This is a genomic window from Oricola sp., from assembly GCF_965230365.1.
Classification (GTDB): domain Bacteria; phylum Pseudomonadota; class Alphaproteobacteria; order Rhizobiales; family Rhizobiaceae; genus Oricola.
Window position 1 is genome coordinate 3,281,276 of record NZ_OZ246003.1, and the last position, 13,940, is coordinate 3,295,215.

17 protein-coding genes are annotated in these 13,940 nt (G+C 63.3%); 10 read left to right on the forward strand and 7 right to left on the reverse strand.

Annotated elements, in window-relative coordinates:
• Positions 1–52: 52 nt before the first annotated feature.
• The 4 genes from ACO06R_RS15950 to ACO06R_RS15965 all read left to right on the forward strand — a co-directional run bounded on the left by ACO06R_RS15950 (position 53) and on the right by ACO06R_RS15965 (position 2,644).
• Complete coding sequence (locus tag ACO06R_RS15950; RefSeq protein ID WP_421852161.1) at positions 53–1,030, forward strand: DUF3179 domain-containing protein; 978 nt, start codon at positions 53–55, stop codon at positions 1,028–1,030.
• 145 nt (positions 1,031–1,175) lie between these two features.
• On the forward strand, positions 1,176–1,520 hold the full coding sequence (locus ACO06R_RS15955) for a TIGR02301 family protein (protein WP_421859449.1): 345 nt from the start codon (positions 1,176–1,178) through the stop codon (positions 1,518–1,520).
• Between the two features lie 131 nt (positions 1,521–1,651).
• On the forward strand, positions 1,652–1,909 hold the full coding sequence (locus ACO06R_RS15960) for a hypothetical protein (protein ID WP_421852164.1): 258 nt from the start codon (positions 1,652–1,654) through the stop codon (positions 1,907–1,909).
• Positions 1,910–1,936: 27 nt separating this feature from the next.
• Positions 1,937–2,644, forward strand: coding sequence for a hypothetical protein (locus ACO06R_RS15965; protein ID WP_421852167.1), 708 nt, complete (start codon positions 1,937–1,939; stop codon positions 2,642–2,644).
• A 163-nt stretch (positions 2,645–2,807) separates the two neighbouring features.
• On the opposite strand, the gene ACO06R_RS15970 is transcribed toward ACO06R_RS15965, so the two are convergent.
• Entirely contained in the window at positions 2,808–4,148 is a 1,341-nt protein-coding gene (locus tag ACO06R_RS15970; RefSeq protein ID WP_421852170.1) for a tetratricopeptide repeat protein, read from the reverse strand.
• A gap of 303 nt (positions 4,149–4,451) precedes the next feature.
• Here ACO06R_RS15970 and ACO06R_RS15975 point away from each other — a divergent pair, with 303 nt between their 5' ends.
• Both ACO06R_RS15975 and ACO06R_RS15980 read left to right on the forward strand, forming a co-directional pair.
• On the forward strand, positions 4,452–5,084 hold the full coding sequence (locus tag ACO06R_RS15975; RefSeq protein ID WP_421852173.1) for a TetR/AcrR family transcriptional regulator: 633 nt from the start codon (positions 4,452–4,454) through the stop codon (positions 5,082–5,084).
• A gap of 149 nt (positions 5,085–5,233) precedes the next feature.
• On the forward strand, positions 5,234–5,656 hold the full coding sequence (locus tag ACO06R_RS15980) for a hypothetical protein (protein ID WP_421852176.1): 423 nt from the start codon (positions 5,234–5,236) through the stop codon (positions 5,654–5,656).
• Here the strand turns inward: ACO06R_RS15980 and ACO06R_RS15985 are convergent.
• Positions 5,645–6,976, reverse strand: a complete 1,332-nt coding sequence (locus ACO06R_RS15985) for a dihydroorotase (protein ID WP_421852179.1) — start codon at positions 6,974–6,976, stop codon at positions 5,645–5,647. The genes ACO06R_RS15980 and ACO06R_RS15985 overlap by 12 nt on opposite strands.
• A gap of 111 nt (positions 6,977–7,087) precedes the next feature.
• Between ACO06R_RS15985 and ACO06R_RS15990 the strand changes: the two genes are divergently transcribed.
• Genes ACO06R_RS15990 through ACO06R_RS16000 form a run of 3 tightly spaced genes read left to right on the forward strand, consistent with a single transcriptional unit; the run spans position 7,088 to position 9,114 of the window.
• Positions 7,088–7,945 carry a YgfZ/GcvT domain-containing protein gene (locus ACO06R_RS15990; protein WP_421852182.1) on the forward strand — a complete coding sequence of 286 codons (858 nt, stop codon included), beginning with the start codon at positions 7,088–7,090 and terminating at the stop codon, positions 7,943–7,945.
• 3 nt (positions 7,946–7,948) lie between these two features.
• Entirely contained in the window at positions 7,949–8,587 is a 639-nt protein-coding gene (locus ACO06R_RS15995) for a YfbR-like 5'-deoxynucleotidase (RefSeq protein WP_421852185.1), read from the forward strand.
• Positions 8,588–8,589: 2 nt separating this feature from the next.
• Positions 8,590–9,114 (forward strand): tyrosine phosphatase family protein, encoded by a 525-nt coding sequence (locus ACO06R_RS16000; protein WP_421852188.1) that lies wholly within the window; start codon positions 8,590–8,592, stop codon positions 9,112–9,114.
• Positions 9,115–9,149: 35 nt separating this feature from the next.
• On the opposite strand, the gene ACO06R_RS16005 is transcribed toward ACO06R_RS16000, so the two are convergent.
• The 4 genes from ACO06R_RS16005 to ACO06R_RS16020 form a co-directional block, all read right to left on the reverse strand.
• On the reverse strand, positions 9,150–9,560 hold the full coding sequence (locus tag ACO06R_RS16005; protein WP_421852191.1) for a curlin: 411 nt from the start codon (positions 9,558–9,560) through the stop codon (positions 9,150–9,152).
• A 189-nt stretch (positions 9,561–9,749) separates the two neighbouring features.
• Complete coding sequence (csgH, locus tag ACO06R_RS16010) at positions 9,750–10,142, reverse strand: curli-like amyloid fiber formation chaperone CsgH (RefSeq protein WP_421852194.1); 393 nt, start codon at positions 10,140–10,142, stop codon at positions 9,750–9,752.
• Between the two features lie 102 nt (positions 10,143–10,244).
• Entirely contained in the window at positions 10,245–10,679 is a 435-nt protein-coding gene (locus tag ACO06R_RS16015; protein WP_421852197.1) for a curlin, read from the reverse strand.
• Positions 10,680–10,813: 134 nt separating this feature from the next.
• On the reverse strand, positions 10,814–11,983 hold the full coding sequence (locus tag ACO06R_RS16020; protein ID WP_421852200.1) for an alkane 1-monooxygenase: 1,170 nt from the start codon (positions 11,981–11,983) through the stop codon (positions 10,814–10,816).
• 177 nt (positions 11,984–12,160) lie between these two features.
• Between ACO06R_RS16020 and ACO06R_RS16025 the strand changes: the two genes are divergently transcribed.
• Entirely contained in the window at positions 12,161–13,033 is an 873-nt protein-coding gene (locus ACO06R_RS16025) for a mechanosensitive ion channel family protein (protein WP_421852203.1), read from the forward strand.
• Between the two features lie 26 nt (positions 13,034–13,059).
• Here ACO06R_RS16025 and nadC read toward each other — a convergent pair whose 3' ends face one another.
• A complete protein-coding gene (gene nadC, locus ACO06R_RS16030) occupies positions 13,060–13,938 on the reverse strand; it encodes a carboxylating nicotinate-nucleotide diphosphorylase (protein ID WP_421852206.1) in 879 nt (292 codons plus the stop codon).
• Positions 13,939–13,940 lie beyond the last annotated feature (2 nt).

Sequence of the window (13,940 nt, forward strand, 5' to 3'; positions counted from 1 at the left end):
GATCCGCGATAGCCCGGACGCATTGTTTCGCGAGGCACGGCCGGAGGCGACCATGCGCAGAGTTTTCAAGACAGTGATTTCCATTGCAGCCCTTGTTGTGGCGGTCACCGCGACCGCCGGCGCCGATCCGTTGCGCTGGAAAGCGGAAGGCTGGCGCACCGATTTCGAGAATGTCACCATCAATCTCGAACGCGTCCTGTCGGGCGGGCCGCCGCGCGACGGCATCCCCTCCATCGACGATCCGCAATTCATCGCGATCGCCGAGGAGACCTCGCTGGACGAGCAGGAGCCGGTGATCGGGCTTGCCATCAATGGCGACGCGCGCGCCTATCCGATCCGCATCGTCACATGGCACGAGATCGTCAACGACACGGTCGGCGGCGTGCCGGTCGCGGTCACCTACTGCCCGTTGTGCAATTCGTCGCTGACCTTCGACCGCCGGCTTGATGACGAGGTGCTGGAGTTCGGCACGACCGGCAAGCTGAAGGATTCCAACCTGATCATGTATGACCGCGCGTCGGACAGCTGGTGGCAACAGTTTTCGGGCGATTCCGTCGCCGGCATCCATGCCGGCAAGATGCTGACCCTGCTGCCGTCGCGGTTGCAGTCCTGGGCGGAGTTCAAGGCGGAAAACCCGGACGGCAAGGTACTGGTGCCCAGCAACCCGAACATGCGCGATTACGGACGCAATCCTTACGCGTTTTACGACACCTCGCGGCCCTTCCTCTATGACGGCCAGTTGCCGCCGGACATCGATCCGATGGAACGCGTCGTCGTGGTGCGGCGCGACGGTGCCGACCCGCTGATCATGACGATGAACAAGGTGCGCGAAGGCAGCGGCTGGAGTGGCGCCGGCTATGAGGTGAACTGGGCCGCCGGTCAGCGTTCGGCGCTTGACACGGCATCGATTGCGACCGGCCGCGAGGTCGGCACGATCACCGTCATGAAGGACGGTGCAGACATCGCCTATGACGTGACCTTCGCCTTCGTGGCGCACGCCTTTTATCCGGACATCGAAATCGCTAAATAGAAGCCGATATCGCCCGCGAAACCCGGCGCGCTTGGCGGCGGCCCCGAAAATCGGCTACATGCGAAGCACTTGGTTCGGGCGGAAACGGAAGACTTCTTTGGCGAAGGCGAAACACAAACGCGGTTTGGCGTGTCTTGCAGGCGCGATGCTGGTTCTGGGCGGCACGCCCGGGCTTGCCCAGGGATCGAATGCCCCGCCCTATGACGCCGACCTGTTGCGGCTGGCGGAAGTCCTCGGATCGGTCCACTACCTGCGCAATCTGTGCGGCGAGGAATCCAATCTGTGGCGTGAGCGCATGCAGGAAATGCTGACTGTCGAAAACCCCGAGCCGCTGCGCCGCTCGCGCATGATCGCCAGCTTCAATCGCGGCTACCGGTCCTTCGACAGCGTCTATGTCTCATGCACGCGCCAGGCGCTCGACGCCATTGACCGGTACATGAAAGAAGGCGCGGAGATCACGCGAAACATCACCAGCCGATATTCCGAGTAAGGACTTGTGAACACGCGTTAGCCACACATTAACGTTTATCGCCGTTGCCCCTTTTTTTTCCCGCCGCTCTGCTGATATGTTAACAGCCTGTAAAGTGAGTGTGCCAATTTGGCTTTGTACGGCTTTCGATCATGGACGTGACGACCAACGAAATGGAAGAATTGATCGCCCGGGAAAAACGGGTGGCGGCGCTGGAGTTCCAGAGCGAAGCATGGGCGGACGGGGTCATGGAGGGTATCGAACCCGACATCCTGGCCGATGCGGCGATTTCCACGGCTCTCGAAGAGACGATCCGGGAACTCGGCGAGGAAGCGGCATTAGCGCTGGTCGACACATTGCGAGACCGGATTTTGACCGGGGAGTTCTCCCCCAACAGGTCTTTGCAGTAACAACGGCACGGTCCGTCAGAGGCATGGATGATGCAAGGCACCGGGCGCGTTAGGCAGAACCGGCGGTTGCGCTTGCTGTGCGCGATCGGCTTGGCTGTTGTTGTCGTCACCGCAGGCCCGGCGCATACGCAGATCGGGGGCGATCCCATCGCCCCACCGCCCACCGACATCGTTCCGCTGCCCGAGCCTTTCAACCGCACAATGTCGCAGGATCCCGACAATCCGCTTGCCGTACCCGGCGGCGGCGGTGACGCGTTCGATTCCGCCGATCCGGTTGTCGGCGGTGGCATCGAGGAGCTGCCGGAAGCGGTCCGCCGCACCCGCGCCATGATCATGGAAGCCGCACAGCGCGCCGACTTCGAGGCGTTGCGCCCGCTGATCGGCAGCGGCGAGGAGATGACCCAGCTGTCGCTTGGCGGCTACGAGGGCGATCCGGTGGCGTTTCTGCGCAGCCTGTCGGGCGACCAGGAGGGTCACGAGATTCTTGCGATCCTGATCGAGGTTCTCGAGGCCGGCTATGCGATCTACGATCCGGGCACACCCAACGAAACATTCGTGTGGCCCTATTTCGTGGCAACGCCGCTGGAGGACCTGTCGCCAACCCAAAGGGTCGATTTGTTCAAGCTGGTCACATCCGGCGATTTCGAGGACATGCGGGCATTCGGCGCCTATATCTTCTACCGCGCCGGCATTTCGCCGGACGGGCGATGGCGCTTCTTCGTGGCGGGCGATTAGAGCCAGCGCAGAAGCGTGTCAGAGACGGGCAAGGCCGGCAAACGGGTACAAAAGCCGTTCGATCCACGTCAGGGGATCCGGCCCGGCTGCCTTGGGCATCACCGGGCCGGAATGGCGTCAATGGGTCAGTGCAAGAACCGCGAAACGCGCGGGCTGCGCGACCTCATTCAGCGGCGACAAGCGGCGCCTCGAGTGCGCTCGCGCGCTTCAGAAAGCGTGCGTTGATCGGGCTGTGCGGTTTCAAGGCAAGACGTTCGCTGCTCAACCCTTCCGCAATCCCGCGATTGCCCGACCGCACCGCGGCTTCGGTCAATGTCCAGTCGATGATGTCGCGCTGCGCGTGGCTTCCTCCGAAGGAATTCGCCACGAACCTCGGCCGGTGGAGCATATCGACCGCATCGCCGAACCGCCCCTCCCAAAACGCCCGGAAGCCCTCGATCAGAGGCAGGCCGGTCGCCTTGGCCCAGCGCGCGGTCTCATCGCGGCTCTCGGCGGCCGAACGATACTGGTTCAGGATCCGGTCGACCTCTTCGGTGCGCCCGGCCCCCAGATAAGCCATTGCGGCGTGCCAGTCGTTGAACGGGTAGAGCTTGCCGTCGGCGTGATTGTCCCAGCTTTCTGCGACCTCAGCCCAGCGATCGCTGATATCGTGGTCTTCCAGGTGCAGACGCCAGAGCAGCGCGGAGGCATCGACCAGGTCGAGCGCCACCTGGCTCGCCTCGCCGCGGACCTTGGTATCATAGAGCTCGATGACCTTGTCGGACTGGCCGAGATCGAGGTGATAAAGCGCCTTGTGCCACCAGTTGTGCACCTTAAAGAAGTTGTCATCGCCGGACCAATGAGGTTCGCGCGATGCCATCCATTCGATACCGTCTTCGGCGCGCCCCTGCATTTCAAGGACATGCGCGACAGCGTGGTGCGCCCAGCAGTCCAGCGGCTCGCGCTCGACCGCTTCTCGACCGACTTCCTCGGCGCGGGCATAGTCCCCGGCCTCCTCCAGCCCAAAGGCATACATGCCGAGAACAACGGCATAACCGGGCTGGTCGTCCGACCACTGCGGCAGCACCCGCGCAATCCGGTCACGCAGGTCGCGTGCGTTGGCGCGGTAGAAGTCCATCAGGTGCCCTGCCTGCAACCCCAGGATATCGTTCGGGAACTCCATGTTGTGGCGGTCCAACCTGACAGCCGCCTCGGTCCAGTTGTTGGCGAGAAGCGCCTCAAGGGCTGCAACATGCGATGTCTCGATGTCGGTCTTGGCGAGATTGCGGGCGGTCGACAGTATCGACCTTGCCTCGGACGCTGCCTCGGGTTCGGTCGCCAATCCGAACAGATAGCCCTTCAGAATATGGGCCATGGCGTATTCGGGCGCAGCTTCGATCGCCTGGTCGGCCAGCGCAACAGGGTCTCCGCGATAGATGTTCAAGGCACGCATGGCGGCGTTGAAATGCTGCGCGGCTTCGGCGTTTGCACCGCTTGCAGCGGTTGAGAAGATGCCGTCTCTCATGTCGGTCTCCTTCGACAGGGTTTCGGGTTTTCAATCCGGTGCGAATGGCGCGGAAACCTCGACGGGCACGCCATCATCCGGTCCGGACGTGGCGCAATGCAATACCGGATTTGGAAACCGGAACGCAGTGAACTAATAGATCAGTCGATCATTTTTAATTTTTTGCCACAAAAACAGTACTTTATGCCTCCATAACCTTGAGGAAGCAGTCAGGGGCGGCAAGAATGCCCCAGCAAACTGGACCACAGGTACAGTACTTGTGGTATAGTTTGGACGTGGATTGCCGGCGCCAAGGAAGACAAGATGACAAATCTGGACGTGCCAAAAAAGCAACAAATCCTGGAGGCGGCGCAGGCGGCCGTCCTTGCAAAGGGATTTTCAGGAACATCGATCGACGAACTCATCGCCGAAGTCGGCATCTCGAAAAGCGGGTTCTTCTACCACTTTCGCGACAAGACGATTTTGGCGCGTGCCCTGCTCGAGCGATACATCGAACAGGACGACGTGGTTTTCGACCGCGCCTTCAACGAAGCCGACGAGCTGAGCGAGGATCCGCTGCACAGCTTTCTGATCGCGCTGAAGCTGCTGGCAAAGGTCTTCGACGACATGCCGAACGGCCACCCAGGCTGCATCGTCGCGTCGATCTGCTATCACGAACAACTGTTCGATCAGGAAGTCCGGAACATCAATGCAAAGGCGGTGCTGTCGTGGCGTTCCCGCTTTCGCGAGCGCATTGCGAGGATTGCCGAGCGCTACGAGCCGAAGATCAGCGTCGATCTTGACGACCTGGCCGACATGTTCTCGGTCGTCGGCGATGGCGGAATCATCCTGTCCAGGGTCGTCGGCGACAAGTCCCTCTTGCCCCGGCAATTGTTGCTCTATCGCGATTTTGTCCGGCTCATATTCGAACCAGCGCAAGTTTCAGAAAAACCTTAGGATGTGCCGGGTAGTTCGGGGCGCAAGCGGATCGACAGACGGGCATTTGCGGTTTTCCGCGGCAGGCAATCGACGGCTCCAGTCTTCGGGGTTGGATTCGGCTGCCGCAATGCCGATATGAGAGCCACCGCAGCAAACAGGGGATCGGAATGCCGGCGCATCGCACAGCCCTCGCACGTCCTTCGGTACTGGCAAGACATCGTTACAATTCGCGCGGCGCGCTGATCAGGCGTGTCATCATCTTCCAGGTCAAGCTGTTCGCCGACGGCTTGCGCGACTTGTTTCTCAGTCCGATTTCGATTGCCGCCGCCGCCATCGGTTTCCTGTTCGGCGGCCGAAACCCGCACGCGGTCTACGACCGGCTGATGGAAGTCGGTCACGAGAGCGACCGCTGGATCGACCTGTTCGGCTTCCACGAGAAGGAAACCCGCGGCCCCAATCTGGAAAGGGTGATCGGCGACATCGAGGATCTGGTGCGCGAGGATCACGCGCGCGGCGGCATCACGGCCGAGGCGGAATCGCGCCTGCGCGACCTCGCAGCCGAATTGCGGCGCCGCGCCTCACGCCGGTAACGCCTCGGTAAACAGCACCGGTTCGCCAGCCGATGGCGTGACGATCTCGCCCTCCCACATCGCGCGCTGGCCGCGAATGATCGTGCCAACCGGCCAGCCGGTCACCTGCTTGCCGTCATAGGGCGTCCACCCGGTTTTGGAACCAACCTGCCCGTTGCGGATGGTCTCGGTGCGCTTCATGTCGACGACGGTGAAATCGGCATCGTAACCGGTAGCGATGCGGCCCTTGCGGGCGATGCCGAACAGCCGGTTCGGACCGTGCGAGCTCAGGTCGACGAAACGCTCCAGCGTCAGCCTGCCCGCATTCACGTGATCAAGCATGACCGGCACCAACGTCTGCACGCCGGTCATGCCGGATGGCGAGGCCGGATAGGGTTTCGCCTTCTCCTCGAGCGTGTGCGGCGCGTGGTCGGAACCGAGCACGTCGATCACGCCCTGCGCGACACCCCGCCAGATTCCGTCGCGATGCGCGCTTTCGCGCACCGGCGGGTTCATCTGGATCAGCGTGCCGAGCCGCGCATAGTCGTCGGCGCACAATGTCAGATGATGCGGCGTCGCCTCTGCTGTCGCGACGTCCTTGTGCTGTTCCAGAAAGGCGATCTCGTCGGTGGTGGAGATGTGCAGCACATGGATACGCGCACGCGTCTGGCGGGCGATGCGCACCAGCCGCTCGGTACATTGCAACGCCGCCGTGGCATCGCGCCAGACAGGGTGCGATGACGGATCGCCGGTCACGCGCAGGCCCTCCCGCTCGCGCAGACGGAATTCGTCCTCGGAATGGAAGGCGGCGCGGCGGCGCGTGTTGCGAAGGATCGATGCCACGCCCTCGTCGTCCTCGACCAGCAGGTCGCCGGTCGAAGAGCCCATGAAGACCTTGATGCCGGCCGCGCCGGGCAGTCGCTCCAGTTCGCCGACGATGGCCGCGTTCTCGCGCGTCCCGCCGACCCAAAACGCGAAATCGCAATGCATGCGCCCGGTGGCGCGGACGATCTTGTCGGCAAGCCGTTCTTCGGTTGTGGTCAGCGGATTGGTGTTCGGCATCTCGAACACGGCTGTCACCCCGCCGAGCACCGCAGAACGCGATCCCGATTCCAGGTCTTCCTTGTGTTCAAGGCCCGGCTCGCGAAAATGGACCTGACTGTCGATGACGCCCGGCAGGATGTGCAGACCTGTGCAATCGATGACTTCGCCAGCGTCTTTGGCGGCGATCGAACCGATTTCGACGATGCGGCCATCGTTTACACCAACATCACGAGCGCCCCGCCCGTCGTGATTGACTACAATGCCGTTCTTAAGAACCAGATCGTATGTGCCAGCCATTCTGTGCCCCTTGCGGCGATGTCTCTTGCCGCGATGTCTCTTGCCGCGCGAATGGTCCGGGCTTACGTAGGTCGCAACGCCAAGGCAAGCTTGCAGAGCGAATCGAACGCCATGCCCACCCATATCCCCGACAATCGCAGTATCGTCTCGATCAGCGGCGCGGATGCGGCGCATTTCCTGCAAAACCTTGTTACCTGCGATATCGACCCGGTCGCCGATGACGAGGCGCGCGCCGGCGCGCTGCTCACGCCGCAGGGCAAGATCATGTTCGATTTCTTGCTGGCCCGCGATGGCACCGACGGTTTCCTGATCGATATTCGCAATGACATGGCGACCGATTTCGTCAGGCGCCTGACCATGTACAAGCTGCGCGCAAATGTAGATATTTCCGTTTTATCCGATATGGTTATTGCCATTTCCTGGAGTGACATATCAGATTCGGTGAAGGCGCGAACCGTGCGTGACAGCCGGTTCGGCGATCAGGTTGCGGTGCTGCGCCACTACGGCGACGCCCCGGCCGGCTTTGAAGATGACGCTGCAGGCTGGGCCGCGCTGCGCATCGCCCGAGGGATCGCCGAATGCGGCAGCGACTACCAGCCGGGCGATGCCTTCCCGCATGACGTTGCGCTCGATCAGCACCACGGAGTCGGCTTCAAAAAGGGCTGTTATGTCGGCCAGGAGGTGGTGTCGCGCATGCAGCATCGCGGCACGGCGCGGCGGCGGCCGGTCGTCTTGACGGCTGAGACGGCGCTCGGCGAAACCGGCGAAACCATTACAGCCGGCGGGCGGGCCATCGGCACGCTTGGCACCGTCTCCGGGAACAGCGGGCTGGCAATCGTCCGGCTCGACCGTGCCAGGGACGCAATCGACGCCGGGACCGAAATCGCGGCGGGCGAGGTGCCGGTCGCGGTGTCGCTGCCGGACGGCGCCGGCTATGGCTGGCCCGCCGCGGACAAGGCCGGGGACTGAACCATGCCCGACCGCGAAGGCGCGCCGTCGCGCGCATGGCAACGCATGCTGTCGGGTCGGCGGCTCGACCTGCTCGACCCCTCGCCGCTCGATGTGGAAATCGCGGATATCGCGCATGGTCTGGCGCGGGTCGCACGCTGGAACGGCCAGACGCGTGGCGACCACGCCTATTCCGTCGCCCAGCATTCGCTCGCCGTCGAGCATATCGTCGGCAGGATCGTGCCAGGCTGCAGCCCGATGCTGCGCTTGGCGACGTTGTTGCACGACGCGCCCGAATACGTCATCGGCGACATGATCTCGCCGTTCAAGCGGGTGCTTGGCGGCAATTACAAGGCGGTCGAGGCGCGGCTTGAGGAAGCGATTCACATCCGCTTCGGCCTGCCGGCGCAACTCGCCAGGACGATGCATGCCAAGATCAAGCGGGCCGACATGATCTCGGCCTATTACGAGGCGACCCAACTCGCCGGTTTCTCGGAGAAGGAAGCGACGACCTACTTCGGCAGGCCGCGCGGCTTTTCGCCCGACGGACTTGATTTGACGCCGCTGCCCGTTGCCGACATACAGGCGCTTTATCTCGCCCGTTTCGCGGAAGTCCAGGCCGCCTTCGAGGCGGAATGCAATCCCCGTAAAAAGAAAGCCTGACCATGCCGTATTTCGTCGTCTGTCCGTTGTCGAAACTTCAACTCGCCGCCACGACGACGGGCGCAAAGCGCATGCTGACGGTTATCAATGAGGGCACGCCGGTCACCCGGCCGCGCGAAATCGCCAAGGACCAACACCTGTTCCTCGGCTTCAACGACATCGCCATGCCGATCAAGGGCATGACGCTGCCGGGCGAAGAGCATGTCCGCGCGATCCTCGATTTCGCGCGCGGCTGGGACCGCCAGGCGCCGATGATCATCCATTGCTTTGCCGGCATATCGCGCTCCACCGCATCGGCCTATATGTGCGCGCTGGCGCTCAACGAAGAGCTCGACGAGCACGAGTTGGCGCATGACTTGCGCTTCCGCGCGCCGTCGGCCACGCCCAATCCGAAACTGATCGAAATCGCCGATAATGTTCTTGGCCGAGGCGGCCGCATGGTGGATGCCATCCGCTCCATCGGCCGGGGCGAAGATGCGTTCGAGGGGTCCCCGTTCCGGTTCCCGCTCGAACGCGATGCTGCCTAGGACCGCCCGGATCTGACCGGGCGGCGTGGCCGGGCTTACCAGCCGAACTGGAACGTCAGGCCGCTTTCGCCGCCATTCTGGCTGACATGGCCATCGGTGTTCTCGCCGAACTGGAACAGGCCATGGGCGTTGTTGTTGCCATTCTGCGTGACGGTGCCGTTATGGCCATTGCCGTCCTGGTGAACGACGCCGACATTGCCGGACCCAAGCTGCGCCAGGCCGGCTGCGTTGCCGTTTCCGAGCTGTTCGATCAGGCCGCCATTCTGGGCGCCCTTGACGATCGAGTAGATCTGCAATCCGGCGCGCATTGCGTCGGCCTGCTCCTGGTTGGTCGGCGCGATGCCGATCGAGATCTGGCCGCCGGCGCTGGCCGGCAAAACGGTCGCGCCGAAGGCGGAAGCCGCGATCAGGGCGGAGGCTGCGATGGTCTTCAGGTGGCGTGTCATTGGTCTCTCCTCGATTTTTACGGTGTGTCTGAATTGTCCCCACTATGACCGGCCGGCGCTGAACCGATCCGGAACCGGCCGTTCAGCGCGCATTCATCGAAACAGGCCCGGCGGGCCTTGCCGGCAGACGAAAAAGGCCCCGACAACAAGCCGGGGCCTCGACGCGATGTCTTGGGAGGCTGGGAGGGATCAGATCGCGCCGATATGGGCGTCGCAGGAATAGGTCGTGCCCATGACGTTGAGCTCGAGCGTGGCGTCATGCACGCCGCCATTGTTGCCGACCATGACCTGGCCGAGCCTGAAGGCATCGCCCGGTTCCGCGGCAAAGGCACCGCCCTGCGAGATGTTGGAACGGCCGGCGCGCCCGCCGCCCTCGACCTTGAAGCGATAGGTGCCCGAGATCGACGTGTCGGTGTGGACGATGCCGGTCAGCCGCGTTGCGCCGCGCACGGTGTCGGCCTCGATTTCGCAGCGCACCGGGCCATCCTGTCCGGTGACCATGGTGGTTGCCGCTCCGGCCACCGCGACGCCTGCAATAGCCGCTGCTACGCCGGCGAGAAGCAGTCTGGTGGTGTGTTTCATAACGGATCTCCTTGGCTGCATTTCTGTGCTGCGACCGGGGAAACGGGGCGGATCACCGCCCCGTTTCGCGCCCGGCCTGCGGGCTGGCGTTCGCGTTTCGCCTTACGGGCAGGTCTGGACGAAGGCCGCGACATTGCCGCCGCCAGTCTGGTTGACGTTGGCGCCGCAGCCGTTGCCGACCTGCACGCCGGCGGCGATGTTGCCGTTGCCGTCCTGGGTCAGGATGGCGTTGTGGTTGGCGCCGAACTGGCCGACGCCGGCCTGGTTGAAGTCGCCGTTCTGGTAGGTGTCGCCCTGGTTGTTGAAGCCTTCCTGGCCAATGGCGGCGGTGTTGCCATTGCCGAGTTGCTCGCTGACAGCGCCGTTGAAGATGCCGTTCTGGTAGATGCCGATGGCATTGCCGATACCGGCCTGGGCGCCGCCGGCTGCGTTGCCGAAGCCGAACTGGTCGAGAAACACGTCATTGGCAGAAGCCGGGACGGAAGCGACGCCGACAAGAGCGGCAACTGCGGTTGCGATGATGAAAGTGCGGGGCATGTCTTTTCTCCTCGTTTGATTGATGCGGGCCTTTGGCCGCTTCGAATGAGGAGAAGCTAGACGAGCCGTTTCGAACGCAGCCTGAAGGCCGCGTTCAGAAAGCGTTCATGTGAAAAAAGCGCCGGAACTGTCGCTCAACGGGCGGCGAACATGGCCGCGTAGCGGCGCTCCATACCGGGCTGCACATTGGCGTTTTCAATAACGCCGCCGGCCCATGCGGCCACCTTCGGATCCATCACGCGTCGCCACAGCGGCGGAAGTGACGCCAGCGCGAAACACCCCGGATAGCCGCTCGGCAGACGCGGCAGATCGGCAAAGTCGCGCAGCGCCTGATAGGGGCGCAGCGGATTGGTGTGGTGGTCGGAATGGCGCTGCAGATGGAACAGCATCAGGTTGGACAGGATATGATTGGTGTTCCAGGAATGACGCGGTTCGACCGGCTCGTAGCGGCCGTCCTCGCGGCGCTGCCGCTTCAGCCCGTAATGCTCGACATAGTTCGCCTGGGTCAATTGGTACCAGCCAAAGACATGGTGGATGACGATAAACGGCACGACGGCGGGGCCGATGAGCGCGATCAGCACGACAGCAATGACCACGGCGATCGCATAGCCCTGCAGCAGATCGTTGCGCCAATGCCAGAACGGCAGGCCCTTGCGCTCCAGCCGCATGCGCTCGAGCCTCCAGCCGCGCCGGGCCGTGCCCGGGATTTCGCGCAGCGCGAAACGGTAGATACTCTCGCCGAGCCGCGCCGAGGCCGGGTCTTCCGGCGTCGCCACCTCGGTGTGATGGCCGCGATTGTGCTCGATGCAGAAATGGCTGTAGGCGGTCAGCGCACAAGCGATCTTGCTGGCCCAGCGATCCGGTGCATTGGTCTTGTGGCCGAGTTCGTGGCCGACCGTAAGCGCTACGCCGGCCGCCGAACCCGCGCCCAGCGCCAGCATGACATAGGCCCAAACCGGCATCGCCACCGTGGCGGCGGCCGCCGCAGCGATTAAGAAGCTGAGATAGAGAACCGGTATCGTGCAATAGAGCAGCGCCCGATAGTAATTGTCGGACGACAGTGCCTCGACCACCGCTTCGGGCGGATTGTTGGTATCCTCGCCGATCAGCGCGTCGAGGGCGGGAATGGCGACGAAATAGAACAGCATCGGAAATGCCGCCCACGCCACGTGCCCGCCAAGCATCAGCGCCAGCCCGGCTATGCCCGGCAACGAGGGCGCGGCGACCGAAAGCCACCACAGATAACGCTTGCTGTCGCGGTAGCGGACCTCGCCGCCGTCTTTCGTGGCCTCAACGAAAATCATCGCTCGCCTCATCGGGTTTTGGTGCAGCATACACAAAACCGTCCAGAAGCCGAAAGTAGCCGTCGCCTCCGCGCCGGCGAGATCGATATCCGATCATGAATCTGCTTACGTTGCGGTTGAAAGGCGTGCAACCGCATGTAGAAGCGAATGCAAAAGCGATCCCCAAGGGAGAATCACATGGAAAACGCAGAAACGACTGTCAGTGGCGCCCTGGTGGACATGAGCGCTGCGATGCAATCGATATGGGACGCTGCGGGACGCGTCGTCGTCGACTATTCCCTGTCGGTCGTCGGCGCGATCCTGGTGCTGATCATCGGCTTCATCGTCGCGGGAATGGTGCGGCGCTGGGTCTATTCCGGCCTCAAGCGGCTGCCCGACAGCGACGAGACGCTGAACCTGTTTCTCGCCAAGGCGGCGCGCTACGCCGTGCTGGTCGTTGTTTTCGTCACCGTGCTCACCCAGTTCGGTGTCCAGACGGCGTCGATCATCACCGCGCTGGGCGCCGCCGGTATCGCCATCGGCCTGGCGCTGCAGGGCACGCTGCAGAATATAGCGTCCGGGATCATGCTCTTGTTCCTGCGGCCGTTTGAGGTCGGCGACTATATCGAGACCGGGGCGGCCAGCGGCGTGGTCAAGGAGATCGGCCTGTTCGCCACCGAGTTCGAGACGCTGGACGGGCTTTATGTGCTGGCGCCCAACTCGTCTGTGTGGGGCAGTTCGGTGACCAACTATTCGCGCCATCCGCGCCGCCGCTTCGATCTCGTCGTCGGCATCGGCTATGGCGATGACATCGACAAGGCGTTCGCTGCCTTTCAGGCGTTGATCGACGGTCACGACAAGGTGCTGAAAGATCCGGAGCCGTTCATTTATGTCTCGAATCTCGGCGACAGCGCGGTCGAGGTGACCTGCCGGATCTGGATGAAATCCGCAGACTGGTGGACCGCCTCGCGCGAGCTGATCAAGCTCGCCAAGGAGCGCTTCGACGCCGACGGACTGTCGATCCCCTATCCGCAGACCGACGTGCATCTGTACCGCAGCGAGGCGGCTTAGCCGCCTTCGAGGGCGCGACCGCGCCTTCACCCCACCCGCACATCCAGCCCGACATCCAGCGTCGCGGCGGCCATGGTGATCTTCGACGTCGAGATGTAGTCGACGCCGGTCTCGGCGATGGCGCGGACGGTGTCGAGCGACACATTGCCCGACGCCTCCAGCGTCACCCGGCCATGGCTTTCGGCGGTGTTAATGGCGACCGCCTCGCGCAGTTCGTCGTTGGTCATGTTGTCGAGCAGGATCGCATCCGGCCCGGCGGCAAGCGCCTCGCGCATCTGATCGAGCGTATCGACCTCGACCTCGACCTTGACCAGGTGGCCGACATAGGCGCGGGCGCGCGCGATGGCCGGGGCGACGCCGCCGCAAACGGCGATGTGGTTGTCCTTGATCAGCACCGCGTCGTCGAGGCCGAAACGGTGGTTGGAGCCGCCGCCGCAGCGCACCGCATATTTCTCGAAGGCGCGGTGGCCGGGAATGGTCTTGCGGGTGCAACAGACTTTCGCGTGCGTGTGGGCGATTTCGGCGGCAAAACGCGCCGTGTGGGTGGCGATGCCGCTCATATGCATCAGGAAATTGAGCCCCACCCGCTCCGCAGACAGGATGGCGCGGGCATTGCCGGCGATCTCGGCCAGCACATCGCCCGCTTCGACCCGCGCGCCATCGGCGACCTTGGCCGAAAAAACGATGGCCGGGTCCATCTGGCGAAACGCCGTCTCGGCAAAGCCGATACCGGCGGCAACGCCGGCCTCACGCGTCGACAGCACCACATTCGCCGATGCTTGCGGCGGAATCGTCGCAGCGGTGGTGATATCGCCTGCCCTGCCGAGATCTTCCAGCAGCGCTGCACGCACGGCGTCCTCGACCAGCAACTGTGGAAGACCAGGAGGCAAGGCTTTTGACGGCATTC

What these genes read in the sequence shown, in the direction of transcription:
- ACO06R_RS15965 (WP_421852167.1), top strand. Translation starts at nt 1,937, where the DNA reads ATGATGCAAGGCACCGGGCGCGTTAGGCAGAACCGGCGGTTGCGCTTG.
- ACO06R_RS16000 (WP_421852188.1), top strand. Translation starts at nt 8,590, where the DNA reads ATGCCGTATTTCGTCGTCTGTCCGTTGTCGAAACTTCAACTCGCCGCC.
- ACO06R_RS15980 (WP_421852176.1), top strand. Translation starts at nt 5,234, where the DNA reads ATGCCGGCGCATCGCACAGCCCTCGCACGTCCTTCGGTACTGGCAAGA.
- ACO06R_RS15960 (WP_421852164.1), top strand. Translation starts at nt 1,652, where the DNA reads ATGGACGTGACGACCAACGAAATGGAAGAATTGATCGCCCGGGAAAAA.
- ACO06R_RS15970 (WP_421852170.1), bottom strand. Translation starts at nt 4,148, where the DNA reads ATGAGAGACGGCATCTTCTCAACCGCTGCAAGCGGTGCAAACGCCGAA.
- csgH (WP_421852194.1), bottom strand. Translation starts at nt 10,142, where the DNA reads ATGAAACACACCACCAGACTGCTTCTCGCCGGCGTAGCAGCGGCTATT.
- nadC (WP_421852206.1), bottom strand. Translation starts at nt 13,938, where the DNA reads ATGCCGTCAAAAGCCTTGCCTCCTGGTCTTCCACAGTTGCTGGTCGAG.
- ACO06R_RS15985 (WP_421852179.1), bottom strand. Translation starts at nt 6,976, where the DNA reads ATGGCTGGCACATACGATCTGGTTCTTAAGAACGGCATTGTAGTCAAT.
- ACO06R_RS15995 (WP_421852185.1), top strand. Translation starts at nt 7,949, where the DNA reads ATGCCCGACCGCGAAGGCGCGCCGTCGCGCGCATGGCAACGCATGCTG.
- ACO06R_RS15990 (WP_421852182.1), top strand. Translation starts at nt 7,088, where the DNA reads ATGCCCACCCATATCCCCGACAATCGCAGTATCGTCTCGATCAGCGGC.
- ACO06R_RS16015 (WP_421852197.1), bottom strand. Translation starts at nt 10,679, where the DNA reads ATGCCCCGCACTTTCATCATCGCAACCGCAGTTGCCGCTCTTGTCGGC.
- ACO06R_RS15950 (WP_421852161.1), top strand. Translation starts at nt 53, where the DNA reads ATGCGCAGAGTTTTCAAGACAGTGATTTCCATTGCAGCCCTTGTTGTG.
- ACO06R_RS15975 (WP_421852173.1), top strand. Translation starts at nt 4,452, where the DNA reads ATGACAAATCTGGACGTGCCAAAAAAGCAACAAATCCTGGAGGCGGCG.
- ACO06R_RS15955 (WP_421859449.1), top strand. Translation starts at nt 1,176, where the DNA reads ATGCTGGTTCTGGGCGGCACGCCCGGGCTTGCCCAGGGATCGAATGCC.
- ACO06R_RS16005 (WP_421852191.1), bottom strand. Translation starts at nt 9,560, where the DNA reads ATGACACGCCACCTGAAGACCATCGCAGCCTCCGCCCTGATCGCGGCT.
- ACO06R_RS16020 (WP_421852200.1), bottom strand. Translation starts at nt 11,983, where the DNA reads ATGATTTTCGTTGAGGCCACGAAAGACGGCGGCGAGGTCCGCTACCGC.
- ACO06R_RS16025 (WP_421852203.1), top strand. Translation starts at nt 12,161, where the DNA reads ATGGAAAACGCAGAAACGACTGTCAGTGGCGCCCTGGTGGACATGAGC.